The 26,172-nt window shown below is 55.8% G+C and carries 28 protein-coding genes and 3 tRNA genes; 14 read left to right on the top strand and 17 right to left on the bottom strand.

Features of this window, described 5'->3' with window-relative positions; translation table 11 throughout:
• Window positions 1–4 precede the first annotated feature (4 nt).
• From yjjG to ACOI7Z_RS14970, 3 genes are read right to left on the bottom strand one after another with little or no spacing between them, the layout of a single operon-like run.
• On the bottom strand, window positions 5–682 hold the full coding sequence (gene yjjG, locus ACOI7Z_RS14980) for a pyrimidine 5'-nucleotidase (RefSeq protein WP_023291888.1): 678 nt from the start codon (window positions 680–682) through the stop codon (window positions 5–7).
• A gap of 14 nt (window positions 683–696) precedes the next feature.
• Window positions 697–1,143 carry a ribosomal protein S18-alanine N-acetyltransferase gene (rimI, locus tag ACOI7Z_RS14975; RefSeq protein WP_023291887.1) on the bottom strand — a complete coding sequence of 149 codons (447 nt, stop codon included), beginning with the start codon at window positions 1,141–1,143 and terminating at the stop codon, window positions 697–699.
• Complete coding sequence (locus ACOI7Z_RS14970; protein ID WP_004886506.1) at window positions 1,112–1,525, bottom strand: DNA polymerase III subunit psi; 414 nt, start codon at window positions 1,523–1,525, stop codon at window positions 1,112–1,114. The genes rimI and ACOI7Z_RS14970 overlap by 32 nt, the downstream gene beginning before the upstream one ends.
• 102 nt (window positions 1,526–1,627) lie before the next feature.
• Here ACOI7Z_RS14970 and rsmC point away from each other — a divergent pair, with 102 nt between their 5' ends.
• From rsmC to ACOI7Z_RS14950, 4 genes are all read left to right on the top strand, one after another.
• The gene (rsmC, locus tag ACOI7Z_RS14965; protein ID WP_048296620.1) at window positions 1,628–2,656 is read left to right on the top strand and encodes a 16S rRNA (guanine(1207)-N(2))-methyltransferase RsmC; all 1,029 of its coding nucleotides are present in this window, start codon (window positions 1,628–1,630) and stop codon (window positions 2,654–2,656) included.
• A 171-nt stretch (window positions 2,657–2,827) separates the two neighbouring features.
• Window positions 2,828–2,914 (top strand) — tRNA-Leu (locus ACOI7Z_RS14960).
• Between the two features lie 28 nt (window positions 2,915–2,942).
• Window positions 2,943–3,029, top strand: a tRNA-Leu gene (locus tag ACOI7Z_RS14955).
• 30 nt (window positions 3,030–3,059) lie between these two features.
• Window positions 3,060–3,146, top strand: a tRNA-Leu gene (locus ACOI7Z_RS14950).
• A 21-nt stretch (window positions 3,147–3,167) separates the two neighbouring features.
• Here the strand turns inward: ACOI7Z_RS14950 and ACOI7Z_RS14945 are convergent.
• Window positions 3,168–3,407, bottom strand: a complete 240-nt coding sequence (locus tag ACOI7Z_RS14945) for a DUF1435 domain-containing protein (protein ID WP_023291884.1) — start codon at window positions 3,405–3,407, stop codon at window positions 3,168–3,170.
• A 70-nt stretch (window positions 3,408–3,477) separates the two neighbouring features.
• On the opposite strand from ACOI7Z_RS14945, the gene ACOI7Z_RS14940 reads away from it, so the two are divergent.
• The 3 genes from ACOI7Z_RS14940 (at window position 3,478) to fhuF (ending at window position 5,613) form a co-directional block, all read left to right on the top strand.
• A complete protein-coding gene (locus tag ACOI7Z_RS14940; RefSeq protein WP_072096669.1) occupies window positions 3,478–3,648 on the top strand; it encodes a hypothetical protein in 171 nt (56 codons plus the stop codon).
• 23 nt (window positions 3,649–3,671) lie between these two features.
• On the top strand, window positions 3,672–4,718 hold the full coding sequence (locus tag ACOI7Z_RS14935) for a GGDEF domain-containing protein (protein ID WP_023291883.1): 1,047 nt from the start codon (window positions 3,672–3,674) through the stop codon (window positions 4,716–4,718).
• A 106-nt stretch (window positions 4,719–4,824) separates the two neighbouring features.
• Window positions 4,825–5,613, top strand: coding sequence for a siderophore-iron reductase FhuF (gene fhuF, locus ACOI7Z_RS14930; protein WP_023291882.1), 789 nt, complete (start codon window positions 4,825–4,827; stop codon window positions 5,611–5,613).
• 50 nt (window positions 5,614–5,663) lie between these two features.
• On the opposite strand, the gene ACOI7Z_RS14925 is transcribed toward fhuF, so the two are convergent.
• Window positions 5,664–7,007 (bottom strand): PTS cellobiose transporter subunit IIC, encoded by a 1,344-nt coding sequence (locus ACOI7Z_RS14925; RefSeq protein ID WP_002887650.1) that lies wholly within the window; start codon window positions 7,005–7,007, stop codon window positions 5,664–5,666.
• Window positions 7,008–7,340: 333 nt separating this feature from the next.
• Between ACOI7Z_RS14925 and ACOI7Z_RS14920 the strand changes: the two genes are divergently transcribed.
• Window positions 7,341–7,799 (top strand): YbaK/EbsC family protein, encoded by a 459-nt coding sequence (locus ACOI7Z_RS14920; RefSeq protein ID WP_023291881.1) that lies wholly within the window; start codon window positions 7,341–7,343, stop codon window positions 7,797–7,799.
• Between the two features lie 5 nt (window positions 7,800–7,804).
• Here the strand turns inward: ACOI7Z_RS14920 and bglJ are convergent, their stop codons facing one another.
• From bglJ to pobA, 4 genes are all read right to left on the bottom strand, one after another.
• Window positions 7,805–8,479, bottom strand: a complete 675-nt coding sequence (gene bglJ, locus ACOI7Z_RS14915) for a DNA-binding transcriptional activator BglJ (protein ID WP_032454790.1) — start codon at window positions 8,477–8,479, stop codon at window positions 7,805–7,807.
• Complete coding sequence (locus ACOI7Z_RS14910; protein ID WP_044525327.1) at window positions 8,440–9,162, bottom strand: helix-turn-helix transcriptional regulator; 723 nt, start codon at window positions 9,160–9,162, stop codon at window positions 8,440–8,442. Before ACOI7Z_RS14910 ends, bglJ begins: the two co-directional genes overlap by 40 nt.
• A gap of 263 nt (window positions 9,163–9,425) precedes the next feature.
• Window positions 9,426–10,307 carry a helix-turn-helix domain-containing protein gene (locus tag ACOI7Z_RS14905; RefSeq protein ID WP_023291878.1) on the bottom strand — a complete coding sequence of 294 codons (882 nt, stop codon included), beginning with the start codon at window positions 10,305–10,307 and terminating at the stop codon, window positions 9,426–9,428.
• 16 nt (window positions 10,308–10,323) lie between these two features.
• The gene (gene pobA, locus ACOI7Z_RS14900; RefSeq protein ID WP_023291877.1) at window positions 10,324–11,508 is read right to left on the bottom strand and encodes a 4-hydroxybenzoate 3-monooxygenase; all 1,185 of its coding nucleotides are present in this window, start codon (window positions 11,506–11,508) and stop codon (window positions 10,324–10,326) included.
• Between the two features lie 280 nt (window positions 11,509–11,788).
• Between pobA and ACOI7Z_RS14895 the strand changes: the two genes are divergently transcribed.
• The 6 genes from ACOI7Z_RS14895 (at window position 11,789) to opgB (ending at window position 17,520) form a co-directional block, all read left to right on the top strand.
• Window positions 11,789–12,565, top strand: coding sequence for a threonine/serine ThrE exporter family protein (locus tag ACOI7Z_RS14895; RefSeq protein ID WP_004886474.1), 777 nt, complete (start codon window positions 11,789–11,791; stop codon window positions 12,563–12,565).
• Window positions 12,556–13,029 carry a threonine/serine exporter gene (locus ACOI7Z_RS14890; RefSeq protein ID WP_004886472.1) on the top strand — a complete coding sequence of 158 codons (474 nt, stop codon included), beginning with the start codon at window positions 12,556–12,558 and terminating at the stop codon, window positions 13,027–13,029. The genes ACOI7Z_RS14895 and ACOI7Z_RS14890 overlap by 10 nt, the downstream gene beginning before the upstream one ends.
• 102 nt (window positions 13,030–13,131) lie before the next feature.
• Entirely contained in the window at window positions 13,132–13,671 is a 540-nt protein-coding gene (dnaT, locus tag ACOI7Z_RS14885) for a primosomal protein DnaT (RefSeq protein WP_032454787.1), read from the top strand.
• Window positions 13,672–13,673: 2 nt separating this feature from the next.
• Window positions 13,674–14,411, top strand: a complete 738-nt coding sequence (gene dnaC, locus ACOI7Z_RS14880) for a DNA replication protein DnaC (RefSeq protein WP_087849142.1) — start codon at window positions 13,674–13,676, stop codon at window positions 14,409–14,411.
• Window positions 14,412–14,476: 65 nt separating this feature from the next.
• Entirely contained in the window at window positions 14,477–14,971 is a 495-nt protein-coding gene (locus ACOI7Z_RS14875; RefSeq protein WP_087849141.1) for a DUF2501 domain-containing protein, read from the top strand.
• A 257-nt stretch (window positions 14,972–15,228) separates the two neighbouring features.
• A complete protein-coding gene (gene opgB, locus ACOI7Z_RS14870) occupies window positions 15,229–17,520 on the top strand; it encodes a phosphatidylglycerol--membrane-oligosaccharide glycerophosphotransferase (protein WP_023291873.1) in 2,292 nt (763 codons plus the stop codon).
• Between the two features lie 54 nt (window positions 17,521–17,574).
• Here the strand turns inward: opgB and ACOI7Z_RS14865 are convergent, their stop codons facing one another.
• The 8 genes from ACOI7Z_RS14865 to ACOI7Z_RS14830 all read right to left on the bottom strand — a co-directional run bounded on the left by ACOI7Z_RS14865 (window position 17,575) and on the right by ACOI7Z_RS14830 (window position 26,164).
• Window positions 17,575–18,531, bottom strand: a complete 957-nt coding sequence (locus ACOI7Z_RS14865; protein ID WP_170927832.1) for an Rpn family recombination-promoting nuclease/putative transposase — start codon at window positions 18,529–18,531, stop codon at window positions 17,575–17,577.
• A gap of 133 nt (window positions 18,532–18,664) precedes the next feature.
• Window positions 18,665–19,675, bottom strand: coding sequence for an SIS domain-containing protein (locus tag ACOI7Z_RS14860; protein ID WP_044525297.1), 1,011 nt, complete (start codon window positions 19,673–19,675; stop codon window positions 18,665–18,667).
• Between the two features lie 17 nt (window positions 19,676–19,692).
• The gene (locus ACOI7Z_RS14855; RefSeq protein WP_087849140.1) at window positions 19,693–20,754 is read right to left on the bottom strand and encodes an SIS domain-containing protein; all 1,062 of its coding nucleotides are present in this window, start codon (window positions 20,752–20,754) and stop codon (window positions 19,693–19,695) included.
• Window positions 20,755–20,766: 12 nt separating this feature from the next.
• Window positions 20,767–21,618 (bottom strand): PTS system mannose/fructose/sorbose family transporter subunit IID, encoded by an 852-nt coding sequence (locus ACOI7Z_RS14850; RefSeq protein ID WP_065883271.1) that lies wholly within the window; start codon window positions 21,616–21,618, stop codon window positions 20,767–20,769.
• Entirely contained in the window at window positions 21,596–22,375 is a 780-nt protein-coding gene (locus ACOI7Z_RS14845; protein ID WP_023291868.1) for a PTS mannose/fructose/sorbose/N-acetylgalactosamine transporter subunit IIC, read from the bottom strand. The genes ACOI7Z_RS14850 and ACOI7Z_RS14845 overlap by 23 nt, the downstream gene beginning before the upstream one ends.
• Window positions 22,376–22,391: 16 nt before the next feature.
• Entirely contained in the window at window positions 22,392–22,862 is a 471-nt protein-coding gene (locus tag ACOI7Z_RS14840; protein WP_087849139.1) for a PTS sugar transporter subunit IIB, read from the bottom strand.
• Window positions 22,863–22,876: 14 nt separating this feature from the next.
• A complete protein-coding gene (locus ACOI7Z_RS14835; protein WP_044525295.1) occupies window positions 22,877–23,299 on the bottom strand; it encodes a PTS sugar transporter subunit IIA in 423 nt (140 codons plus the stop codon).
• 99 nt (window positions 23,300–23,398) lie between these two features.
• A complete protein-coding gene (locus tag ACOI7Z_RS14830; RefSeq protein WP_087849138.1) occupies window positions 23,399–26,164 on the bottom strand; it encodes a sigma 54-interacting transcriptional regulator in 2,766 nt (921 codons plus the stop codon).
• Window positions 26,165–26,172 lie beyond the last annotated feature (8 nt).

The following is a 26,172-nucleotide window of genomic DNA, read 5'->3' as shown; positions in this document are numbered from 1 at the left end:
GCAATCAGTGTTTACACAGGAGCTGCTCCAGTTCGCTTAACGAGGTCACCGTCCAGTCCGGCTCGAGGTCCGCCGGCAGCTCGCGCTGATGCGCATTGAGCCAGCAGGTCGCCAGTCCGGCATTCACGCCGCCGCGAATATCCGACTCGGCGGTATCGCCGACCATCAGCACCCGCGAGCGCGGTGGGTTACCCGCCTGCGCCAGCGCGTAATCGAAAATGCGCGCGTCCGGTTTGGCGACGCCCACTTCTTCAGAAATAATCAGCAAATCAAAGTGATCGCGTAAACCGGTCCGCTCCAGACGAGTCTGCTGCAGCGAGGTAAAGCCGTTGGTGATGATGCCCATCTTGACCTTGCCCTGCAGCGCGTTGAGCAGAGAGACCGCGCCCGGCAGCGGCGCACAGATTTCCGCCATCGCATTCATAAACGCGTCGTTGAGTTCCCCCGGCGGCACATTCAAACGTTCCGCCCAGCTGTCAAAGCGCTGGTGCTGCAGCTGCAGCGAGGTGATGGCGCCGTTCTGGTAATCCACCCATAGCGGCTTATTCACGGCCTGATAGTCCTGAAAATCTTCGGCGGTAAAGGTCACGCTGTAGTCGAGAAACATCCGCTGCAAGCCGCTGAAAGAATCAAACGTAAACAGCGTTTCATCGGCATCAAAGAAAATCCAGTCCCATTTCATCGTATCACCTTGTCTTACATACTGATTGGCAGAGCCATAATAATGGCGTCTTCGCGCCCGTCGGCCGTCGGGTAGTAGTTGCGGCGAATCGTCGCCTCATTGAAGCCTAAGCTTTCATACAGCGCGATAGCGGCAACGTTGGAGGCGCGTACCTCCAGCCATAGCGTGACGACGCCGAGCCTTTCGACTTCGTCAATGACGTGTTCCAGCAGCGCTCGCCCCAGGCCACGGCGCTGGTAAGCGGGATCGACCGCGATATTGAACAACGTCGCCTCATCCAGCACCACTTGCGTAATGGCGAACGCCGCCATTTCGCCATCCACCGACAGCTGATAGTTGCGATAGCGTTCCCCCTGGTTACTGGCCAGGGTCTGTTCGCTCCACGGGAAAGCGTGGGCGCGGGTTTCGATTTGCCAGGCTCGGGTTAAATCAGCCGTGCTGAGGGTAGAAATCGTGTTCATGTGCGCAGATTTGTTGCCAGAGCGCCCTGCGAGCCGGCGCGCTGGTCTGGAGTTCATCAAAAGCGGGGGTGGACACCTGGGCGCCCGCCAGCGGCAGCGACGCCTCTGTGCCCAACCGCCAGCTGTTGCAGCGGCTGTCCTGCGGCAGCATCGCCACCCGCTCCGGGGTCAGCTGCAGGACCTGATCTGGCGTCACGGCCAGCGCGCGCAATACGTCGCCAATCAGCGGCTCTGTCAGCGACGGCGGGGTTTCCGCCACCATCACCAGACGAATATGTTCAGGAAGCGAGATAGCGATTTCGCCCTGCAACGCCCCCGGTCGGCGCAGCGACCACTGGGTAATGCCCAGCTGCTGTAGTTGCCAGTCTCGTCGGGATGTCATAGCGAAACACTCCTGTTAAACAAGCGCGCAATATAGCAAATCCGTCGTATCTGCGCCAACAAACTACTATAATCGGCGCCAGTCTTAATGAAGGAGTGTTTCATGTCCGCTTTTACCCCGGCAAGTGAAGTCTTGCTGCGCCACAGTGATGATTTCGAGTCCGCCCGCGTTCTGTTTGCCGGTGACCTGCAGGATGACCTGCCTGCGCGTCTGGATACCGCGGCCAGCCGCGCCCACACCCAACAGTTCCACCACTGGCAGGTTCTCAACCGCCAGATGGGAGACACCGTCCGTTTTAGCTTAGTGGCTGAGGCCGCTGACGTCGCCGAATGCGACACCCTGATCTACTACTGGCCAAAGAATAAACCAGAGGCACAGTTCCAGCTGATGAACCTGCTCTCTCTGCTGCCGGTGGGAAGCGACATTTTCGTCGTCGGTGAAAACCGCAGCGGCGTCCGCAGCGCGGAGCAGATGCTGGCTGAATACGCGCCATTAAACAAAGTGGATAGCGCCCGCCGCTGTGGCCTCTATCATGGCCGACTGGAAAAGCAGCCCGCCTTCAACGCCGATGCCTTCTGGGGCGAATACACACTGGATAATCTGACGATTAAAACCCTGCCAGGCGTCTTTAGCCGCGACGGGCTGGACGTCGGCAGCCAGCTGCTGCTCTCCACCCTCGAGCCGCATACCAAAGGGAAAGTGCTGGACGTCGGCTGCGGCGCAGGCGTGCTGGCCGCCGCGCTGGCCAGCCATTCGCCGAAAGTGCGCCTGACCCTGTGCGACGTCAGCGCCCCTGCGGTCGAAGCCAGCCGCGCGACGCTTGCCGCCAACGGCCTGGCTGGCGATGTGTTTGCCAGCAACGTCTTCTCCGAGGTCAATGGTCGCTTCGACATGATCATCTCCAACCCGCCATTCCATGACGGGCTGCAGACCAGCCTCGAAGCCGCCCAGGCGCTGATCCGCGGCGCGGTTCGCCATCTGAACAGCGGCGGCGAGCTGCGCATTGTCGCCAACGCCTTCCTGCCGTATCCGCAGGTGCTGGATGAGACGTTCGGCTTCCATGAGGTGATCGCCCAGACCGGACGTTTTAAGGTCTATCGCACCATCATGACCCGTCAGGCGAAAAAATAGTCGCCTTCTCACGCCGGCGGCCCGTTTCTGGTACCGCTGGCGCTTCCTGCGGGCAAATCCGCCCATTTTTGCAGCAATCGATACAACCTGCATAATTAACTATTGACGTGTCGCCGAAAACCACTAGAATGCGCCTCCGTGGTAACGATACTTTCATAGTGTCGATGGTATGCGAAGGTGGCGGAATTGGTAGACGCGCTAGCTTCAGGTGTTAGTGTCCTTACGGACGTGGGGGTTCAAGTCCCCCCCCTCGCACCATAATCCACGAAGATATTGCTCGCACTGGGCGAAGGTGGCGGAATTGGTAGACGCGCTAGCTTCAGGTGTTAGTGTCCTTACGGACGTGGGGGTTCAAGTCCCCCCCCTCGCACCAACGAGGCAATATCTAAAGAAAGAATACTGTGCGAAGGTGGCGGAATTGGTAGACGCGCTAGCTTCAGGTGTTAGTGTCCTTACGGACGTGGGGGTTCAAGTCCCCCCCCTCGCACCAATATTTTTCCCTCTCCCGGCGTTATCCCCTCAGTTTGATATCCACAAGCATCAGCATTATTCCACCAACCAGTGCAACGCACGATGGCAGCAGAATAAAATGGCGCAGTTGACGATGCCATATCATCGCCGCGGACATCAGCATGCCCACCGCGACCAGCGTCCGCCATACGTCAGCCGACACCCCGGCATACCCGAGAGCGACAATCAGCGCGCCGGGAACGATGACTCCCCAACCGCTTCCTAATGCTCGCTGCAGCATGGTTTCACCTCTCACAACGATAATGATAACCAATATCATATGATAACTTTTATCATTTGTCATTTGCGATGTGCTCTGCGCCTTATTCTTTACGTTCGCGGTAATGACATACATTCATGAAGGTGATAAATTAAGCGGATTATCGATATATATTAAATATTTTTCTTATTTTGCAAATAACCTTTTTTTGCACATTGTTATCAGACTCTTCATTTTTGGCTTTCATCATTTTGAAATTTAACGACTAATAATGATTCTTCCGATATGACTGCACAAACCTGGCGAGCACACTACGCACAAAAATATCAATATTCCTTACGGCTTTTTTTACTGCTTAATTTCATTTCATCCTCTCTGTCGCTGGTCACCCCCCTATTTACGGTAGTTCGTTTTACGCTGCCTTGCGCCCTGATCGTGGCCTGCAGCGGGTTGCTGCTGCTCTGGCACTGGAAATGGCCGCAATCGAAAATAAATATTCCCGCTATCTCGTTGTTATTTGGCATGCTATGGGCATGGCACGTAGTGACAAAGGCGATGCTATTGACACCGCCGCATTTTAACTTTCTGGTGATCGCCCTATTAAGCATTCTGTTTATCGGCACCATCGCTTTTTCCAATAATATCACTGCCTTTACCCTCCACTCTTTACCGACTTTCCTTGCCTGCCTGATAATGGCGGAGGGGGAACAATGGTTGCGCATGACTTACTGTTTTATGCTGCCTATTGCCGGTATTACCCTGCAAAATATTATCCAGAAGCGCAGCGATGCCTTCACACAAGGATTAATGGATAAACTCATGCAGGAACGCAACACCCTCAACGATCTCAGTATGCTGGATCCTCTGACCGGTTTGTATAACCGCCGCGGACTGCAGAATCGCCTCGATACCCTGCTGGCGCTGGACGGCGACAACCACTTCGTGCTGCTCCTCGATATCGATCATTTCAAAGCCTATAACGATCACTATGGTCATATGATGGGCGACCAGGCGCTCATTCGCGTCTCTGCAGCCATTCGCAACGCCGTACGCTCGCGCGATATTGTCGCCCGCTTTGGCGGCGAGGAGTTTATGGTGCTGCTGACCAACAGCAGCGAAGAAACGGCCTGGCAGGCTGCCGAACGTATTCGGCAGCGGGTCTATGACCTGAAAATCCCGCATATGTTTAATGAGAGCGTCGCCACCAACGTGACCATCAGTATTGGCCTGACGCCGCTTATTGATGACAATATTGAGCAAGCGCTGGCGCGCGCCGACGGCGCACTCTATGACGCTAAGAATAAAGGCCGCAACATTATTCTGGCCAGTTAACCTGCGCGCGCCGCGGCATCGTGGCGCCGACAAAATTCTTGCCATGCCGCCTGCAAACAACTAATATCAGGAATCATTATCATTTAGATTTGTATCTGGAAATCGAATGGCCTGGCGTTCCCTTCCTCTCAGCGATGAACTTATCTGGCGGGCCCCTTTGCCGACGGCTGAGCGCGCCCTGGCGGAGAGTATTCGGGAAAAAATCGCCACCCTTCGCCCCCATCTGCTCGATTTCCTGCGCCTGGATGAATCCGCTCCAGGGCACGCTTTGACGCTTGCCGAGTGGTCGCGACCCACCGCCTTACGCTCCCTGCTGGCCACTTATTCCGATCATATCTATCGTCATCAGCCAACGCTGACACGGGAAGCAAAACCTCTGCTCTCGCTCTGGGCGCAATGGTATATCGGTCTGCTGGTGCCGCCGCTGATGCTGGCGTTGCTCAATGAACCACAGGGTCTCAGCCTGGCGCCGGAACATTTCCACGTCGAATTTCACGAAAGCGGCAGGGCGGCCTGTTTCTGGATTGATGTCCATAGCGATGCCGGTATTGAGAGACTGTCACCGCTGTCGCGAATGGATGCCCTGGTGACGCGCACCCTGCAGCCGGTTATTGAGGCGCTGGAAGCCACGGGCGAGATCAATGGCAAACTTATCTGGAGCAATACTGGCTATCTGATTAACTGGTATCTTGGGGAAATGCGCGCGCTGTTGGGGGATGAGCAGCTTGCCGCCCTGCGCCAGCACTGTTTCTTCGAAAAACAACTCGCCGATGGTCAGGATAACCCACTATGGCGAACGGTTGTGCTGCGTGAAGGACAGTTAGTCCGACGCACCTGCTGCCAGCGCTATCGCCTGCCGGACGTCCAACAGTGCGGCGACTGCACGTTAAAATAACGCCCTGTCTACAATAAGCAACGGGCGGCCTGTGGCCGCCCGGTCACTATTTATGCGGTCTGCTGACTCTCCTGCTCCGCCCGTTCAGCCTCTTCCGCTTCCTGAGCAAGCAGTTGCTTCTCATATACCTTAAAGAACGGGAAGTAGATAATCGCCGACACGCAGGCCAGAACGATGACCAGAATCGCCGCCCGGAAATCCCAGCCCAGCGCCCAGGCACCGCCAATCGGCGCCGGCGCCGTCCACGGTACCACGGAGATGACGCGGCCAATCAGATCCAGCTTCATTGCCGCCCAGGCCAACACCGCATTCACCATCGGCGCCAGCAGGAACGGAATAAAGAACACCGGGTTCATGACGATAGGCGTCCCAAAGATGACCGGCTCGTTAATGTTAAACAGGCTTGGCACCACGCTTAAACGCCCAATGGAGCGCAAATGCGCTGAGCGGCTGCGCAGATAGCAGAACACCAGCCCCATGGTGGCACCGGAACCTCCGACCACGATAAAGAAGGTCCAGAACGCCTCCATAAAAATATGCGGCAGAGGCGCGCCCTGGGCCAGCGCCTGCTGATTCATACCGAGGTTGGTCAGCCAGAACATCTGCAGCATCCCGGAAACGATCGCCGCACCGTGGATCCCGGCAAACCACAGCAGGTGGCCGATGAGGACCGCCAGCAGGATCGCCGGCAGGGAATCGGCTGCCGAAACCAGCGGTTTGAAAATTGCCATAATGGCCTGCGGGATCAGCATGTCAAAATGGTGCTGAATAAACAGGCTCAGCGGATAGAGCGTCAGCACAACCACCAGCACCGGGATCAACAGATCAAAGGAATTTTTGATCATCGGTGGGACCTGATCCGGTAGACGGATACCGATATTATGCGCCTTGAGAAAACGCATCATCTCCACACAGTAGATCGCCACCAGAATGGCGGTAAAGATCCCTGTTCCGCCGAGGCTATCCACCGGCAGCGTGCCATTCGTCTTCGGCGCGGCAATCAGTAAAAAGGCCATGATCGACAGCATCGCGCACATAAAGGGATCGAGCTGATTGGATTTCTCGTAGTGCTTACCGAGGTTGTAAGAGATTGCCGCGCAGATGTAGATCGACATGATCCCCATCGTCATATCAAAGGGGGTCAGAATGCGCCCCTCAAACTCTTTTGCCAGATCCAGCCAGGCGCGGGCAAAACCCCAGGTGGTGTCCGGGGAGAAAGGAGGATAAGCAAACACCAGCAGGAACGATCCGACGATCATAAACGGCATCGCGGAGATAAAACCGTCACGGATAGCCATGACGTGACGCTGCGATGAGATCCGCCCTGCTATGGGGCTTATGTAATTTTCTACAAAGCGAAATATCAAATTAAACGCAGCATGGTTAGCAGACATAGTAGCCCTCCTGACAGGCTATTGATACTGGCCCAACAACGATTACCCTGCCGTTACGATGACCGCTTATTGATGCAGCAGGCCGCGGGTGGATTACCGGCTATACTGCCCATAACACAACGATTCATACACGGCTCTTTTGTTATAAATAAAAGGAGAAGTGACTGTTCCAGTATTCATCTCAATGCAGATAACCGCAACCGGTTACTGTAACCGGTTACGGTGAATGTGAAGGAGATCGACAAAATAGAAAGAATCTGGATTGTCCGCGCTGATATTTACACTCCGCCAGGCTTGTGACAGATTTAACCAGCCTTAAATCAGGAGAATCCAATGAGTCTGCAGTCTGTACGGCAGTTTTTTGCCGAACACGCCCCCGATATCGAAATTATTGAGTTAAACCAGAGTACCGCCACTGTGGCGCTTGCCGCTGCCGCGCACAACGTTGAGCCGGGACAAATAGCCAAAACGCTGTCGCTCAAGATCAAAGATAAGATTGTACTGATCGTCGCCAGGGGCGATGCGCGGCTGGATAATAAAAAGCTGAAAGAGACCTTTGGCGCTAAAGCGCGTATGTTGAGCAGCGACGAGGTGGTAACCTGGACCGGCCATCCGGTTGGCGGCGTGTGCCCGTTTGGTCTGGAAAATCCGCTGGCCGTCTTCTGTGACGTCTCGCTCAGGCACTATCAGGAGGTGCTACCCGCAGCGGGAGCTATTCACAGCGCCGTTCGCATTGAACCAGAACGAATGGCGCAGCTCACCGATGCAACATGGGTAGACGTATGCATATAGCCGCGTTATGCCACCTGTTTAACGGCGCTGGTCGGGCCGCTTATCGGTAAATGCAGCAAGATATCCGCCGCGTTTAATAAACCAATGTCAGAGCGAACCCCGAGCTTGGTCATGGCGTTGAATTTATGCGCGCGGATGGTTTTAATGTTCCGGTTCAGCTGCACCGCAATTTCCGCAAGCGAATATCCCCACGACATATACCGAAGAATGGCGTGCTCCGTTGGGCTTAGCGGATCGTTGCATGCCTCTCTGCCGCAAAAGTGCTCTTTGCCGGCGAGGGAATGATTATCCAGCAGCTGTAACAAATGCTCCTGCAATCCGCGTCGCGGCGCGGATTTATTTAATATACCCTGCAGGCAGGCCGGCATTAAATGGCCGATCAGACGCATTTCGCTTTCATTATTAGCCAGAATAATCGTTTGAACTTCCGGTCGGATCCTCGCCATTTCGTGAAGAAAAAGCAGGCTCTCGGCTCTGGACGAACGACTCCCCGAAAGTGAAAAGATGATTGCTGACCATGGGAACGACGTTTCCACCGCCCTGAGCAAATTGATATTTTTAAAAAAATGAATGCGGTATTGGCTGCTCTCTTCACGGCTAAAGGTATAGCGCCAGGCCATTTCCGTCATCACACATTTTTCTACGATGGCGACATGACGGGTTGTGCTATTTTTTTCCATTCCATTTGTTCCCCGTAAGCTGAATTGATATTCAGCTCTTGCATTCCCTGCGCACTGTTGATCCAGGCATACATTTCAGCGTTGCTGCGTAGCGATAAACGACGCATTGCGCTATTTTTCTGCGCGCTAATCGTCTTATTACTCTTTTTCAACAGCGCGGCGATCTGGTTAATTCCCCATCCCTTCGCCAGAAGGCGCAGAACTTTCCGCTCTGACAGGGTCAGCATCGCCGCTGAGTGGTAGCTAGCGAAATCGCTGTCCACATCCCCGGTAAACAACGTACGGCTAATCTGCTCAGCCGCACGGCTACCGGCGCAAATCACCTCAATCAGCCGGTCAACCGGCTCGTTCTCTGAGATCAGCGAGCTTTCGGGACGAATTAAAAGCTCAACGGCTAATGGATAGAGGCTGTCGCTGACCATAAAAACCCAGTGAATATCTCGATACTGGGTCATGAGGGAGTAATAACGCTCGCAGACGGCCCGGGGCTGCGCAATCTCGCCGGAGATATCCGCAACGACCAGCACCGCTCGCCGCAGTTGTAAAAGGGTGAGCTCATCATGAGTGCGGCAAAAACTGAGTTCGTAATCCGGGAGGTTCTCATTGAAGATCACCTTTAACCCTGACTGCATGACGGGGATTTTACTAATAACGACGCCAAACTTACCTTGTCCTGGTAACATAACACCTCCGCTTCCTGTCGAAGTTTCTTCGCTTGCCCGCAAACGATCGGCGAGTGACTCGATCGCCATACCATTTACTGGATGAATATTAAAAGCATATTCATGGCCCGCGTACACGATATACTGCATGACCGAACCGTGGTCATATCAAGTAAATATTATTCCTGTGTATACTTGCGATGAATATTAGCACAGACGCCCTGCGCTAATAAATTAGAAAAGATAAAACCATTATTTAGCAAAAATAATTTCAGGCATGAACATTATGAAGCATTCTCTTTAATTGCTTCTCTAAATGCTTTAGGCGACATACCGCTATAGCGGCGGAAAAAGCGAGAAAAATAGGCGGCGTCGCTAAAGCCCAAATAATCAGAGAGTTGCGTTATCGTCATGCGGGTGTATTGCAGATTACGCCGCGCCTCAAGCATCAGTCGCTGATGCAATACCCCAAGGGCGCTACAGCCATAGAACTCGCGACATAAATAGTTTAAATGCGTGACCGAGAGCCCAATCAACTTCGCATACTCCGCCAGCGGGAGGTGCTGTCGGTAGTGGCTCTCAATAAGCCGGGAAAAATGACGCATCATACTGCGCTTTCGCTCCGCTTTATCTTCCGCGGGCGGTGCGGGGCGGCACTGCCGGTTCAACCAGGCCAGCAGCGTCCCCAGCAGCGAATAAAGCATCATTTCCCGGGCATCATGATCGGCACTGTACTCCTCGCGAAGCGCTGAAAACAGCGTATGCATACGCCCCCGGGAACGCCCCACCGGCAGACACTGCGCAACGCTAAGCACATCCAGCGGTCGGCCGAACTGATTTTCAAAGCGGCTCAGCAGCGGTAGCGCCAGGGAGAGCACAAATCCGTGCGTTCCGGGTGAGAAATGAAAGCCATGAATGCAGAGGGCGGGCACCACCTGGATGCAGGACTCCGTCATCACCGAGGTGGTGCCTTCAATTTCGATCTCCGCCCGACCTTTATGCAAATAGAGGAGCTGGACCATTTCGGCGTGCTGGTGGACGCGAATATGCCACTGATACAGGCTGCTGCGCTGCAAAATCGACTCGCAGTGCAGCAGGTCCGGCGTCGGCCAGCCGCGCTCCTCGCCATACAGCTTAAATACCGGAACAGTTTGGACGGGCGGCATAGTGACTCCTGTTCAGTCAGACGACACGCTCCATGGGCAGGCCCACGTAGTTTTCCGCGATAGTGGTCAGCCCGGCGCGCGAGCCCAGATAGTAGCGGCGATCGGCCGCCTGCATTTTGGCGTCGAACTCGCTCTGCTGCGGAAAATCGTGCAGCAGGCGGGTCATGAACCAGCTAAAGCGTTCCCCTTTCCAGACCCGATCCAGCGCCAGTCGCGAATAGGTCGCCAGCAGATCGCTCCGGCCGTGATGGTAGTATTCACGCAGGATCCGCCACAGATAGTTCACGTCCGATGCCGCCAGGTTCAACCCTTTAGCGCCGGTCGGCGGTACGATATGCGCGGCATCCCCCACCAGGAACAATCGCCCATATTGCATTGGCTCGACGACGAAGCTGCGCAAGGGCGCGATGCTTTTCTCAAGTGAGTGACCAGTCACTAACTTTGATGACAGATCCTCCGGCAATCGGCATTTCAACTCCTGCCAGAAGCGTTCGTCCGACCAGTCCTCCACCTTATCGCTCAGCGGAACCTGCAGATAGTAGCGGCTGCGAGTAAGTGAGCGCTGACTACATAAAACAAATCCCCGCTGATGATGCGCATAGATCAGCTCCGGATTGACCGGCGGCGTATCCGCCAGCAGGCCTAACCAACCGAACGGCCAGACGCTCTCGTAAGTCTTGAGGATGTCAGCGGGAATACTTTGCCGCGACACGCCATGGAACCCGTCGCAACCGGCGATAAAGTCACACTCCAGGCGGCAGAATTCACCTTCGCTAAGATAGGTGATCGTCGGCCGGTCACTTTTTGCGTCATGGATAGTCACTTCGCTGACGCCGTACACGATCGGCGCGTCGCTGGCGGCCCGGGCAGCCATCAGATCGCGGGTCACTTCAGTCTGGCCGTAAACCATCACGCTCTTGCCGTCGGTCAGCTCGCTCAGTGAGACGGGCACCCGCTGGCCGTCAAAGAGAAACTCCACCCCATGATGCACCAGGCCTTCGACATCCATCCGCTGCGCCACGCCCGCTTCACGGAGCAGATCGACGGTACCGCTTTCCAGAATTCCCGCACGGATACGCCCCAGCACATACTGCGGCGTTTGACGCTCAAGAATGACCGTGTGGATCCCGGCGTTGTGCAGTAGCTGCCCCAGCAGCAGCCCGGAAGGGCCAGCGCCAATAATCGCGACCTGTGTTTTCATAGGATTGTCTCACTTTTGCAGGGTTAATTATTTGTATAATTTTTGTTTAATAAAAGTGCTTTCCTGCATTTTTGATAAGTCAGACGGGAAAAAGAAGGGATGAATGGCGACAAAAATTGCACTTTTCACCAAACTGGCAAAAGTGTGGGACGCTTCAAATTCCGCCACCCCGGCGGACGGGAGATTTTTGCACATTATTTGATCCCACCCCCCTCAGCCGCCCCGGCGCTTCAGGTTAAAGTATCGGCAGATACCAGGCGTCGCGGACAGCAGAGGAAATATGCAGGTTGATCGGGCACAGCAGCGGGCAATCACACGATTATGCATCCAGTGTGGTCTTTTTTTGTTACAGCACGGCGCCGAAAGCGCGCTGGTGGAAGAGCTTTCAACGCGTCTCGGGCTGGCGCTGGGGATGGACAGCGTCGAAAGCGCCATCTCCTCCAACGCTATCGTCCTGACCACCATTAAGGATGGCGAATGTCTTACCTCAACGCGTAAGAATGTCGACCGCGGCATTAATATGCATGTGGTGACGGAAGTGCAGCATATCGTGATCCTCGCCGAGCATAAGCTGCTGGACTATCGCGACGTCGAGAAGCGCTTCGCGCAGATTAGGCCCCTGCGTTATCCCCGCTGGTTGCTGGTGATCATGGTGGGCCTCTCCTGCGCTTGTTTCTGTAAACTGAATAACGGCGGCTGGGATGGAGCGCTGGTCAGCTTCTGCGCCAGCACGGTGGCCATGTACATTCGCCAGGTGCTGACCCACCGTTCTATGCATCCGCAGATCAACTTCTGCATCACCGCCTTTGTGGCCACCACGATCTCCGGGCTACTGCTGCGCCTCCCGACCTTTGCCAGCACCCCGACCATTGCCATGGCCGCCAGCGTCCTGCTGCTGGTCCCGGGCTTTCCGCTGATCAATGCCGTCGCCGATATGTTTAAAGGGCATATAAATACTGGCCTCGCCCGCTGGGCGATCGCCAGCCTGTTAACCCTTGCCACCTGCATTGGCGTAGTGATGGCAATGACCGTATGGGGGCTGCGGGGATGGGCATAATTTCGTTTATTTTCGCACTGGCGGAAGACATGCTGCTGGCGGCGATCCCTGCCGTCGGGTTTGCGATGGTCTTTAATGTCCCGCAGCGCGCCCTGCGCTGGTGCGCGCTGCTGGGAGCGATCGGCCATGGTTCGCGCATGGTCATGATGAGCGCTGGTTTTAACATTGAATGGGCCACGTTTCTCGCCGCCCTGCTGGTGGGCTGCATCGGCATCCAGTGGTCGCGCTGGTATCTGGCGCATCCGAAGATTTTTACCGTCGCCGCCGTGATCCCGATGTTTCCCGGTATTTCCGCTTACACCGCGATGATCTCCGCGGTAAAAATCAGCCATTTTGGCTATTCTGAAGAGATGATGATTTTGCTGCTGAGCAATTTTTTAAAGGCCTCTTCGATCGTGGGCGCCCTCTCCATTGGCCTGTCGATACCCGGTCTGTGGCTGTATCGTAAGCGCCCTCGCGTCTAACCCCGGCGTCGCGGCAGAGCCGCGACGCTCCTTCCGCGACGGGCTCTGTGCTACTATGTGCAGATCACCCCACTCTTTGCAGTTCAGAGTTGAGATAGAGTTATGTCTTCGCGAATTTTAACCTCCCATTTTAGCGGCCTGGAAGAGTTCCTCCAGCAGCACGCGGCGCTGCTGGCGAAATCGACTGACGGCACCGTCGCCGTTTTTGCCAACAACGCCCCGGCGTTCTATGCGCTGACCCCAGCCCGGCTGGCGCAGCTGCTGGAGCTGGAAGCCAGGCTGGCGCGCCCCGGCAGCGACATCGCGCTTGACCCGCAGTTTTTCGACGAGCCCGCCGCGGCGCCGGTTGCGGTGCCGATGGGCAAATTTGCCATGTATGCGGCCTGGCAGCCGGACGCCGACTTTCAGCGTCTGGCCGCGCTGTGGGGCATCGCGCTGAGCCAGCCGGTCACCCCGGAAGAGCTGGCCGCTTTCGTCGCTTACTGGCAGGCGGAAGGTAAAGTGTTTCACCACGTGCAGTGGCAGCAGAAACTGGCTCGCAGCGTGCAAATCAGCCGCGCCAGCAACGGCGGGCAGCCGAAGCGCGATGTGAACAGCGTTAGCGAACCCGACAGTCATATTCCGCGAGGTTTCCGAGGATGAGCATGAAAAACGTTGGCGATCTGATGAAGCGCCTGCAGAAAATGATGCCGGCTCATATCGAACCGGCGTTTAAAACCGGCGAAGAGCTGCTGGCCTGGCAAAAAGAGCAAGGCAAGCTGCGTTCCGAAGCGCTGGAGCGGGAGAACCGCGCGATGAAAATGCAGCGCACCTTTAACCGCTCGGGGATCCGCCCCCTTCATCAGAACTGCTCCTTTGATAACTATCGCGTCGAGTGCGAGGGGCAGATGAACGCCCTCGCCCGCGCGCGTCAGTACGTGGAGGAGTTCGATGGCAATATCGCCAGCTTTATCTTCTCCGGCAAACCGGGCACCGGCAAAAACCACCTCGCTGCGGCTATCTGCAACGAACTGCTGCTGCGCGGGAAGTCGGTCTTAATCATCACCGTGGCCGATATTATGTCGGCGATGAAAGATACCTTCGGCAACCGGGAGACGAGCGAAGAGCAGTTACTGAACGACCTCAGCAAGGTCGATCTTCTGGTCATTGATGAAATTGGTATGCAGACAGAGTCTCGCTATGAAAAGGTCATTATCAATCAGATCGTTGACCGCCGATCTTCATCCAAACGGCCCACCGGTATGCTGACCAACAGTAATATGGAAGAGATGAATAAGCTGCTCGGCGAACGGGTGATGGACCGTATGCGCCTGGGCAACAGCCTGTGGGTTATCTTCAACTGGGAAAGTTACCGGCACCGCGTCACCGGCAAGGAGTATTAAGAGATTTCCGGACGACGACGGCGTTATACTAAAGCGATTCTTCAGTCACGCTTATGAGTCCGTCTATGAAATCGTTAAAAAATGGCTTGCTTGCCGCGCTTACCCTCAGCGCATTTACCCTCTCCGGCGCCCACGCCGCCTCCTGGCAGGATTCTCTCAACAGCGCCGCCAGCCAGCTCAGCGGCAGCACCACCCAGGCCAGCGGCGGCGGAATGTCCATCTCCTCTCTGACCAGCCTGCTCAACGGCAGCAGCCAGTCGCTGACCGCCAGCAGCATGAATAACGCCGCCGGGATCATGTCATATTGCGCCAAACAGAAGCTCGCCTCGGCGACCAGCGCTGATAACGTCAAAAACCAGGTGCTGGATAAGCTGGGGCTCAGCACGCCGGAAAAACAAAAACAGGACACCAGCTATCTTGATGGCCTGCAGGGGCTGCTCAACAGCAATAATGGCCAGCAGCTTGACCTGAATACCCTCGGCAACAGTTCGCTGGCGAATCAGGTGAAAACCAAAGCCTGCGATCTGGTCTTAAAACAGGGCGTTAACTTTCTCTCCTGACGCAGAGGGCCAATGCCGCGTTTGTCGCCTTCGCGACGGCAGCGCGGCCTGAAACGGCTTTTTTCGCCTATTTCTCCTTGCGCTTCCCCGCCCCGCCCGTTGCGACGCCGATCAAAAAAGGCAACTTCTAAACCAATTCTGAATAACTGCACACTTTCATGACGCTAGAATTGCAGCAAGATGGCGCTGCAATTACAGTGTGGCTTGAAAAGTAATCTGTTCTGCCAGCCGATAACTGGCGTTAATGAGGATGAGCTGTGTCAGAGTTGTTATCCATCGCCTTATTTTTAGCTTCGGTGGTGCTTTATGCCTGGAAAGCGGGTCGTAACACCTGGTGGTTTGCCGCCACGCTCACGGTGTTAGGTCTGTTCGTGGTGCTGAATATCACCCTCTACGCCAGCGACTACTTTACCGGCGACGGCATCAACGACGCGGTACTCTACACTCTGACCAACAGCCTGACCGGCGCCGGGATCGGCAAATACATTCTGCCGGGCGTCGGCGTGGCCGTCGCGCTGGTTGCCGTCTTTGGCGCCCTGGGATGGGTGCTGCGCCGCCGTCGGCATCATCCTCATCACGTCGGCTACAGCCTGGCGGCGCTGCTGCTGGCGCTGGCTTCGGTCGACGCCAGCCCGGCCTTCCATCAAATCAGCGAGCTGGTGAAATCGCAGTCGCGGGAAGGAGATCCGGACTTTGCGGCGTACTACAAAGAACCGTCGAAGCGTATCGACAATCCGCAGCTGAATCTGGTCTATATCTATGGCGAAAGCCTTGAGCGCACCTATTTTGATAACGATGCTTTCCCCAACCTCACCCCTGAGCTTGGCAGAATAAAAGATGAGGGCATTGATTTCAGCAATACTATGCAGCTGCCGGGGACCGATTACACCATCGCCGGCATGGTCGCATCACAGTGTGGCATTCCGCTGTTTGCCCCGTTTGAAGGCAACGCTTCGGCCTCGGTCTCCAGCTTCTTTCCGCAGAATATCTGCCTTGGCGATATCCTGAAAAACTCCGGTTACGAAAACTATTTTGTGCAGGGAGCTAACCTGCGCTTTGCCGGCAAAGACGTGTTTCTCAAATCCCACGGCTTCGATCACCTGTTCGGGGCGGAAGAGCTCAAAACCACGGTAGCCGATCCAACCTACCGCAACGACTGGGGCTTCTATGACGACACGGTACTCGACGAGACGTGGAAAAAATTCGAAGAACTGTCGCAGTCCGGAAAACGCTTTTCACTGTTCGCCCTGACGGTGGACACTCACCATCCCGACGGCTTTATCTCGCGTACCTGCGAGCGTAAACGCTATGACGTGGACGGCAAGAAAAACCTCTCCTTCAGCGCCGTTAGCTGCAGCCAGGAACATATCGCCGCGCTGATCGAGAAGATCAAAGCCTCTCCCTATTTCAAAAACACGGTCATCGTGGTCTCTTCCGATCACCTGGCCATGAAGAACAGCGCCTGGGATTACCTCAACAAACACGATCGCAGCAATTTGTTCTTTGTCCTGCGCGGCGATCGGCCGCAGCAGGAGACCCTGGCGGTGAAACGCAACACCATGGATAACGGCGCGACGGTGCTGGATATTCTCGGTGGCGATAACTATATCGGCCTCGGGCGCAGCAGTCTCTCTGGCCAGTCGCTCTCCGGTATTTTCATGAATATGAAAGAGAAGGTCCTGGCCTGGAAACCCGACGTGATCCGCCTGTGGAACTTCCCGAAAGAGATGAAAAACTTCACCATCGACTCGCAGAAGAACATGATCGCCTTCTCCGGCAGCCATTTCCGTCTGCCGCTGCTGCTCCGGGTGTCGAACCAGCGCGTTGAACCGCTGCCGGAGAGCGAATACTCGGCGCCGCTGCGCTTCCAGCTGGCCGATTTCGCGCCGCGGGATAATTTCGTGTGGGTCGATCGCTGCTATAAAATGGGCCAGCTGTGGTCTCCTGAGCTGGCGCTCTCCACCGACTGGTGCGTCTCGCAGGGACAACTGGGGGGTGAGCAGAAGGTCCAGCACGTTGATAAGCCACAGTGGCAAGGTAAGACCGCCTTCAGGGACACCCTTATCGATATGGAGCGCTATAAGGGCAACGTCGATACGCTGAAAGTTGTCGACAACGATATTCGCTATAAGGCCGACAGCTTCGTGTTTAACGTTGCCGGCGCGCCGGAAGAGGTGAAACAGTTTAGCGGCATTTCGCGGCCCGAGTCCTGGGGTCGGTGGTCCAATGCCCAGCTGGGCAGCGACGTGAAGATTGAATATAAAGAGCCGCTGCCGGAGAAATTTGATCTGGTGATCACCGCCAAAGCCTACGGTCCCAATGCCAATAAGCCGATCCCGGTGCGGGTTGGTCAAAGTGAGCAAGTGCTTACACTGGTCAATGATGTGACCACCACGACGCTGCATTTCGACAACCCAACGCGCAGCAATACGCTGACCATCACTCCGCCGGACCCGCAGTCCACCAACGAGGGCAATATCCTCGGCCACTCCCCGCGTCAGCTGGGGATCGGTATGGTGGAGATCAAAGTGGTAAAAAGCGAAGGTTAAAGCCACCTTGCCCGGCGGATATTGGCGCCGGGCAACAGTTTCCGTGGCAGGGTGTTAACAAAACAGCGGCTTGAGGTCGTCAGCCGACAGTCCGGTAATTTTCTGTACCGTCTCTTTGTCGAGGCCATTCTGTAACATGCTGCCGGCAATGCGCAGCGCCTCACGCCGGCTCCCTTCCTGTAAGCCCTCAAGGCGCCCTTCCAGGCGCCCCTCCTGTCGGCCCTCATGCCGACCTTCCTGTCGACCTTCCTGCTTAAGCTTTTGCGCGATAGACATCAATGTCTCCTCATACTGTGGCAGACGGCGGGCCAGCCGGCGGAGAAACACGCCCGGCTCGGCCGTGTTACCGTACTGCAGCATATAGTGAAACAGCATTCTCAACTGCCGGGGATTAGTGTATCCCAGCATCACCACGGCCGCCAACGACTCCGTTATGCCGCTGAGATCGCGCTGGCGAATATGCTTTTGCATCAGCTCCAGCAGGGCGACCCGCCGATGCTGCACGATTTCATCGTCCGGCATGACCGTGACGTCGATCAATGGAAACTGACTGCCGTACAGCCTCTTCGCCAGCTGCGGGTCGGCAAATTCATCCAGCCAGTTGAGGGAAAAAGGATACGGACTGGTTGCGCCATGATAAAAAAGCATCGGCACCACCAGCGGCAGCGTTTTGTGCCCGGCGTCGAGGTGTCGCTGCATCGCGGCAATCGCATAGCGCATTAAACGAAAAGCCATATGATTATCCGGCGAGCTCTGATGCTCTATCACCACGTAAATATATCCCGCCCCGCAGGTGGTTTGCACCGACCACAGCACGTCCGAATACCAGGCGCGCAGATCCTCATCGATAAAGCTCGCCGATTGCAGCCTCAGAGTAGCTAAATCGCACCGCTGGCGGATCGCTTCGGGAAGATAGAGCATGAGAAAATCATTCGCCGTCTCCGGGTGGCGAAGAAATCGTTTAAACACCGCATCATGCGGCGTGGCGGTTATTCGTTTTTTCATGGCCATCCGCTTGCCTGAAAGAGAAGGAAAGCCGGACTCTACCACCGGTTTTTAACCGGTTGGTTTTAACGATGATTTTCTGGGAAGCGCCTCGGAGAATAGCGGAGCGGCCAGTTTGACTGGCCGCCATAGGCAAGATTTAGTAATCAAACTGCCGGTAATAACGGCGGATATTCAGGTCGTGGCCGGTATGGTGCTCAAAGTGGGCCGCCAGCCGGTCCACCAGCAGAGTGGACACCACGCACGGCGCCATAATCCAGCGGAACGCATCATCAATGCCGTTCAGCGGATAGTCGCGCGGGTCGATCACCACCAGATGGTCAGTTATCTTTTCGGCAAAGCGTTCGACGCGCTCGTCCAGCGCCCGGCATTTCCCCTCGCCCTTCACCAGAAACAGCGGGACCTCTTTTTCCAGCAGCTCCAGAGTGCCGTGGAAAAATTCAGCCGAGCTTACCGACTTGGTCCGCTTCCACTGCATCTCTTCGAGAATACACATCGAGAACAGGTAGACCTCACCCCACATTTCCGCGCCGCCAATCCACATCATATAGTCGCTGTCATGGTATTGCGCGGCAATGCTGTCCGCCTGGGGATCGAACTGGCGTTTGGCCTGCAGAAGATTTTCCGGCAGCAACTCGAGCTGGCTGGCAAAACGCGCATAATCCGCAAACTCGCCGTGACGATAAATGACCCGAAAGAATAACCAGTACAGCAGCATATATTCATATTCCACGCCATTTTTGTGGCACATCGGAATATGCCAGCTGGCGGCGGCAGCCAATGGCGAATCGGCATGACGGGTAATGGCTACCACGCGTATCCCCTGCGCCTTGCACCATTCGGCAATGGCCACCGACTCTTTGGTATCGCCGGATTTGGATAACGTCACCACCACCGCCTCTTTATTTAATTTTTTATGCCCGCGATGAATTAATTCCGCCGCCTGCTCAAGATAAACCGGCACGCTGGTTAATTCTTTGGCAAACTCATTAATTGCCATCATCGGAGCTAAAGAACCGCCTACCGAGGCGAAAAATAACGCGCTGCAGCCGCTGTCATAAATAGCGTCGGCCACGGTTTCCGCCTGTTTACGCGCAGCGATGATCTCGCGAGCACTGGTCAGGTACTCGTCCTGATTAAAACCCAACATAGTTTTCTCCTGAATAATCAGATTTTACTTTTTAATACGCGGTCAAAATCGTCGAAAATACGTATCGCCAGATCGATGCCTTTTAGCCCGGCGGTATGCCAGGCGAGCATCTGCACGGGGACAATCAGCAGCAGCGGCGCCAGGTGATGCTCGCACGGGCAGTTAAGCGCCAGCGTTTGTTCATCCTCTTCGTCCCCCAGCGTCAGCGTAAAGGCGCGGGCAATCGACGGCGCCATATAGTCGCGCAGCGCCCGGGTTCGCGCGTCCGGCGAGTCCTCCATAAACAGCATCACATGGCGGGCATTGGCTTCCAGATAGGGGCCGTGCATATAGGCTTCCAGCTCAAAGCCGCTGGAAGGTACCCGCACCGTCTCGGTAAATTTGGTTTCGAACTCTTTCGCCACGCCAACCAGCGCGCCATAGCCGGTGGCGACAAAGCGCTCGCCGCGCCGCAGCGTTTCGCTATGCCGGTCGATAAAGCGCGAAGTGCGGGCGATGACCTCCGGGATCGCCGCCGCCAGTCGCTGGAATTCGGCAAGATAGTGCTGCTCCTCGGCTTCACTGGCCTTCCCCTGGCTGCGAGCAATCATCAGCGCTATCAGCAGCAGATTGAGCACTGTCGCGCTAAAGCCGCGGGTGACAAACCCTACGCTCTCGATCCCGGTATTGATATCCAGAACGCCATCGCAGGCCCGCCCGGTCGGGCTTTGCGGGTCGGAGGTCAGAGCAAATACCGGCAGTCCTGAGGCCTGTACCTTACGCATCGCCTCCAGCGTCGACGCGCTTTTTCCGCTCTGTGAAATCGCCACCACCAGATCGGTATGCGGGTCGATAGTTTCGTAATGGGTAAAGTTGTACGGCTCTTTAATGTCCACCAGCACGTCAAAGCGTTGTTCAAAGAAATAGCGCGCGCAAAGCGCGGCATTCAGCGACGATCCGGTCGCCAGTAGCAAAATACGCCGCACCGGCTGCTGGCGGGCGAAGGTCTCAATCGCCGCCAGCTTGCGCCGGTAGTCGCGCAGGATCTGCGCCAGACAGGCCGGCTCTTCGCTGATATAGGTCATCATTGTTGGTCGCATAGCTCACTCCCGTTAAAACAATCCGATCCACGAACCCAGAATGCCCACCAGCGCCATTCCGCCGATAATAGAGAGCGGTTTAACCTTCCGCCCCAGCAGCCAGTAGACGATACCGAAACTCACCAGCGGCAGCATGCAGGGCAGAATGTCGTTGATGATGTCCTGCACCTGAGTTTTGGCCTCCCCGGCCCCGAAGGAGACAGGGATGGTGATATCGATCATTGAGGCGGTCATCGCCCCGACCACCATCAGGCCGATAATCGACGCCCCGTAGGTCAGGCTCTCCATCATTCCGCTCTTCTGGATCCGCTGCAGCACCCCGGTGCCCAGCACGTAGCCCCAGCGGGTAAAGCACCAGCGCACCAGAATGTGCGGCACGTTAAACACCAGCAGAAACAGGATCGGCCCGAGAATATTGCCCTTTAGCGCCAGGCTGGTGCCGATGCCGGTCGCGATCAGGCGCAGCGTTCCCCAGAAGAAGGAGTCTCCCAGCCCGGCCAGCGGGCCCATCAGCGAGGCTTTGACGTTATCAATCGCGTTGGCATCCATATTTTTCTGCTGGCTGTTTTTCTCCTCCATCGCCGTCGTGATCCCCAGCAGCAGGGTGACGATATGCGGCGTGGTATTGAAGAACACCAGATGGCGTTTCAGCGCCCCGGCCAGCTCCTCTTTGCGCGGATAGAGCTTTTTCAGCACCGGGATCAGCGCGTAAACAAAGGCAAGATTCATCTGCCGCTCATAGTTCCAGGAGAACTCCATCTGGAAGGAGCGCCAGAAGACCCGGCGTAGATCGCGCGGCGTAATACGGGCTTCTTCCTGCGCCTGCGGCTGCAGAGTTTCGTCAGAAATCATCTTCGTCGTCATCGCTGACTCCTTGTTCTGTCGTGGTACGAGGTGCGCTCAATGCGGTGACATTAACCATCACCACCGCCACGATGGCGCCGAGAATGGCGATACCGGTCACCGGGATTTTCAAATAGGCCATCAGTACAAAGCCGAGGAAAAAGTACGGCGCCACCTTCTTGTTAATCAGCAACCTGGCGAGCATCGCGAAGCCGAGAGCCGGAATGATCCCGGTGGCCACGCTGAGTCCGTGTTTAATAAATTCCGGGATCGTATCGAGCAGGGATTTCACCGCGTTGCTGCCCACCAGGAATGAGACGGTCACCACCGTGGCAAGCATCAGCGACAGGCCGAATCCGGCAATCAGATGCATCCGCTCAATGCCGCGCGTATCCGCCCGTTCCGCATAGCCGTCCGCTTTCTGGCTGAGCAGCGGAATAAACATCCCCAGATAAACGTTTTTCAGGATCAGGGTCAGGGTGGCGATAGGCAGGCCGAGCAACAGCGCCGTTTCCGTGCCCGCGCCGGAGGTGATGGCGAACGCCACGCCGAGAATACCGCCGGTCACCACGTCGGGCGGGATCGAGGCGCCAACGGAGAACGAACCGATAAACGCCAGCTCCAGCGTCGCGCCCATAATGACGCCGGTCTGCACATCCCCCAGCACCAGACCGGTCAGTAGCCCGGTGACGATAGGCCGGGAAATCAGCGACGTCCCTAAGGCATATTCCGATTGCGCGATAAACGCCACCAGACCCAGTAAGAGAGCCTCTACCATAATCTGTCCTCCGGAATCACACGCATTCCGTAAAAAGCTGTTTGCGATCGTTCGGGACCTGGCGAATCTCCACCTCGACGCCTTTGCCCACCAGTTGTTGCAACTGCTCTATTTCCTCCGACAATAAATTAATCGCCTTAGAGATATTTTTACTGCCCTCTTTGGCTTTAATCCCGCCGAGATTAATACTTTTTATGTCCCCAACGGCGCTGGCAATACGCCAGGCGTCATTGACCGACTCCACAACAATAAATAAATTATATTTATCGGTAACCCCGCTTTTTATCGCCTCAATAGAATCATTTATATTTTTAATCACCAGCTTCACCGAGGGTGGTTTAGCAAGCTTAATGGTGGTTTTCCGCAGTTCATCCTCAGGGACACTGTCGTTGGCGATTAAAATGCAATCGGCGCCGACATATTGGGTCCAGGAAAAGGCTACCTGGCCGTGAAGTAATCGATGGTCAACCCTTAATAACGTAATCATTATGCATCCTCATTTCAGAAGTCTTTATCCATAGTCATCGCCCCGGCAATAGTCTGATTGCAGTACTGAATGCTCTCTTTGGCGTTGATTAATGCTTCAGAAATTAATTTTTCGGTATTCTCTTCCGCTGCAGAAATAAGCAGATCAATAATTAATGGTAGATTTAACCCGGACAATAAATGGAAGTGCGGGCGCGATAAAAAACGCACAAACTCATTATTCACGCTACCGGCGAAAATATCCGTAATCACTATCAGCTCATCCTGCGCCGGGAAACGCGCCAGCAGCGCCTCCACCTGCTGCGTCAGATCGACCTCCTCTTCCACATAGGCGCACAGAGTATGAATATCCGGCTGTTTACCGAGGATCAGCTCCACAGAGTTCAACAAACCGTTAGCAAAGGTGCCGTGGCTGGCAAAAATATAGTGTCGTTTCATCCTTACCTCGAAAGCGCATTCCACTGCTTTCTTAATTGCAACCGACGTGCCAGAAACAGTGGCGCGTCGGCTAACGTAAGGACAAAAGGGAGAGAAGCGTTAAAACTCTTGATCTTCCTGAATAAATTCCGTTTCCCGCGTCAGAATATCGTGAATGTAGTACAGTTCTACGGCGGGGATTTTGACACTATATCCGCTCTCTATGACACTAAAGGCCTCGCGCAGCGTCGCCAGCTCGCGCTCCGGACACTGCCTTCCCGCATAATGGGTTGGGGAAGCGTGGCGAATTAACCGCTCTATCAGACAGCTGATATGCACATACAGCGCCACCTTACGTTCGTTGGGCACCTCGTACCCGGCCAAATGCTCATAGCGCAGCAAAAACTGCTCAACCTGGTTGATCACCTTCGCGGTATCGAGGATCGTCACCGACTCGATCACCCGCCGCAGCGAGAAGTTTTTCAGGATCAGGTTGTTGATCTCGCTGACCTGCTCCGCTGTCGCCAGTTCGCCGAAGATACGCATTAGCGGGCGACTTCCCTCCCCCGAGATCAGCGAATCCAGCGAGATCCACGGGAGATCGGCAAGATGCGGATCGAGGGTGCCGACGATCGCCAGCACGTCGTAGCGGCTGAGCATCGGCTCCCGCCGCGCGGGGTCGGCCAGGGTCTCCACATCGCAGGCCACAATATCAACGCCGAGCGCTTCAGGGATGCTGGCTTTTAACAGCGCCGACAGGTTCGCCGCAGCGCCCAGACCGGTGGCGCAGGTGGTCAAAATCGCCCGCGGTTTATCGGTCTGCGGGTAATAGAGCTGGTGCTCAACCGCCAGATCGTCGCCGATCTCGCGGACGATATCTTCCAGCATATCGCCGTGTAAAATCCGCTCCCCGACGTACATCGCCATGCCGGTGGAGACATTGTTAATAATCGCCACCGGCGTATTCAGGCGACGATTAAAATGGCTGTGAATAGCGTTCAGCGATCCCATATCGACCAGAATGATCAGCCCTGAAGCCAGCGCGTGGCGCTCAATATACGCCATCACCTGATTAGCGATAGCCTCCGGCGTCACGTCGAGCGGCATGTCGAATGACTCAAACAGCGGGCTTTTCAGCAAGCGGTTCGCCACGCTGGCGATGCTGCTGGCGGTGGCGTAACCGTGAGCGAGAATAATCGCGCGGGTCACCTGCTGCTGGCTGATTGCGCCGTTTTTCTGGAACCATAGCACCAGCAACAGCAGGTCAATACGCCGGGGCTCAATATCCAGCTTCAACGCCAGCGCGTCGAGGATCGCTTCGCAAAAGCGATACAGCAGCGGGAATTTGTTTGCCAGAAAATCCGCCAGCAGACGGATTTTCTCATTGCTCATCGTCGACTGCGCCTGACGGGAGCGATGGATCAGGTAGTGGCTCAGGGCGTAGAGACAGTTGCCGTTAAACTGGATATTGAAGCGTTTTTCCAGGCGATAATACTCCTCCCGCACCTGATGGGCGATCAGCAGCAACATCTGCGAGCTACTGGCATCCTGGTTATCAAAGATCAGCCGATCGAAGAGGGTTTCAATCTCCTCCCCCATGCTTCTTTGCGCCTCTTCCCAGACCGTTTTTTTATTTAGCACTGCTTCATACAGCGCCAGAATCCGACACTGAACGTCATGGATCAGCCCCTGAACCGGATCGCGCGCCCGCAGCAGCCAGACCAGGCTGGTCTGCGGCTCGATAAGCAGCGGCTCCTTCTGGCCCATGGCTTCACTGAGCGCCGGCGTCGCCGCCATGATATTTTCCGGCAGATCGTGCAGCGTCACGGTCAGCATCTCGCTGCCCGGAGACCTGGCCCAGGCCGATGCAACGGCGTACTTCACCACATTCTTCAGCTCGCCGACGTTGCCTCGATAAACGTACTGCGTCAGAACCTGCAAAAGCCGCGGCGTGAGCTGCAGCCTGGCGGCAAGCGTCCACGCCTCCTGCCAGAAAAACTGCAGCGTTAGCGCCTCCTTCTCCTCGCGGCTGCGGTGTTGAAGATCGGGCAAGCTGACCAGGATCGGAATACGACGAAGAAAGGTGGTCAGAAACGTGCTGTGAATATCTTCGGTGGTGGCAAACACCAGCCGCAGGGAAATCGGCAGGCCATGGGCGGTCTCTCCCACCCGGTAGATCTCCTTGCGGTCCAGCCAGGTGAAGAGCTTCTCCTGCCCCTGAGCATCCAGTCGATGGACCTCGTCGAGAAACAGCATCCCGCCGTTTGCCGCCTCGAACGCCCCGGCTTTATCGCTCTGCGCGCCGGTAAACGCGCCTTTGACATAGCCAAACAGGTTGGCGGCCAGCAGCTCCGGGTTACTGGCATATTGCGCGCAGTTGAAGCTGACAAAGGGCGCATCGGGCGCCAGCAGGCCCTGGGCGATCGCGAACTCGTGCATCAGCTCCGCCATATAGCTTTTGCCGGTTCCGCTGTCGCCGACGATCAGTAGCGGCAGGCCGCCGTTGGGATAAAACAGCGCGGTTTTCATCTGCTCAATCGGTTTACGCAGGCTGCCGTCATGCCCGGTCAGCAACGAAAAATGGTCCGCCTGTTCCGGCTGGCGGTCACTCTCCGCGAGCAGCTCCGCCATGCTGGCGTACTCGCTGCGGGAAAGGGGGAAGAACTGCTGGCAGAAGGCTTTTTTATGCAGAAAATAGACCGGCCGGGTGTTGATCTTCACCAGCACGTCCTGGGCGACCAGCTGATTGAGATAGTGGCTGGCGGTATTTCTTTGCATCGCGAAACGCTGAGCCAGCCAGCTGGCGGTGAAAACGTCGCTCAGGTGATCCGGATCGAAAAAATCGGTCTGATTTTGCAAAAAAGCCAACAGTTCCGTTTTACGCATTACATCCC

Origin of the sequence: Klebsiella sp. C283 (assembly GCF_048822555.1) — a bacterium.
In the GTDB taxonomy this organism is placed as follows: domain Bacteria; phylum Pseudomonadota; class Gammaproteobacteria; order Enterobacterales; family Enterobacteriaceae; genus Klebsiella; species Klebsiella quasipneumoniae.
The sequence above is the reverse complement of the archived record's forward strand: the minus strand, read 5'-3'. Positions and strand labels throughout refer to the sequence as shown.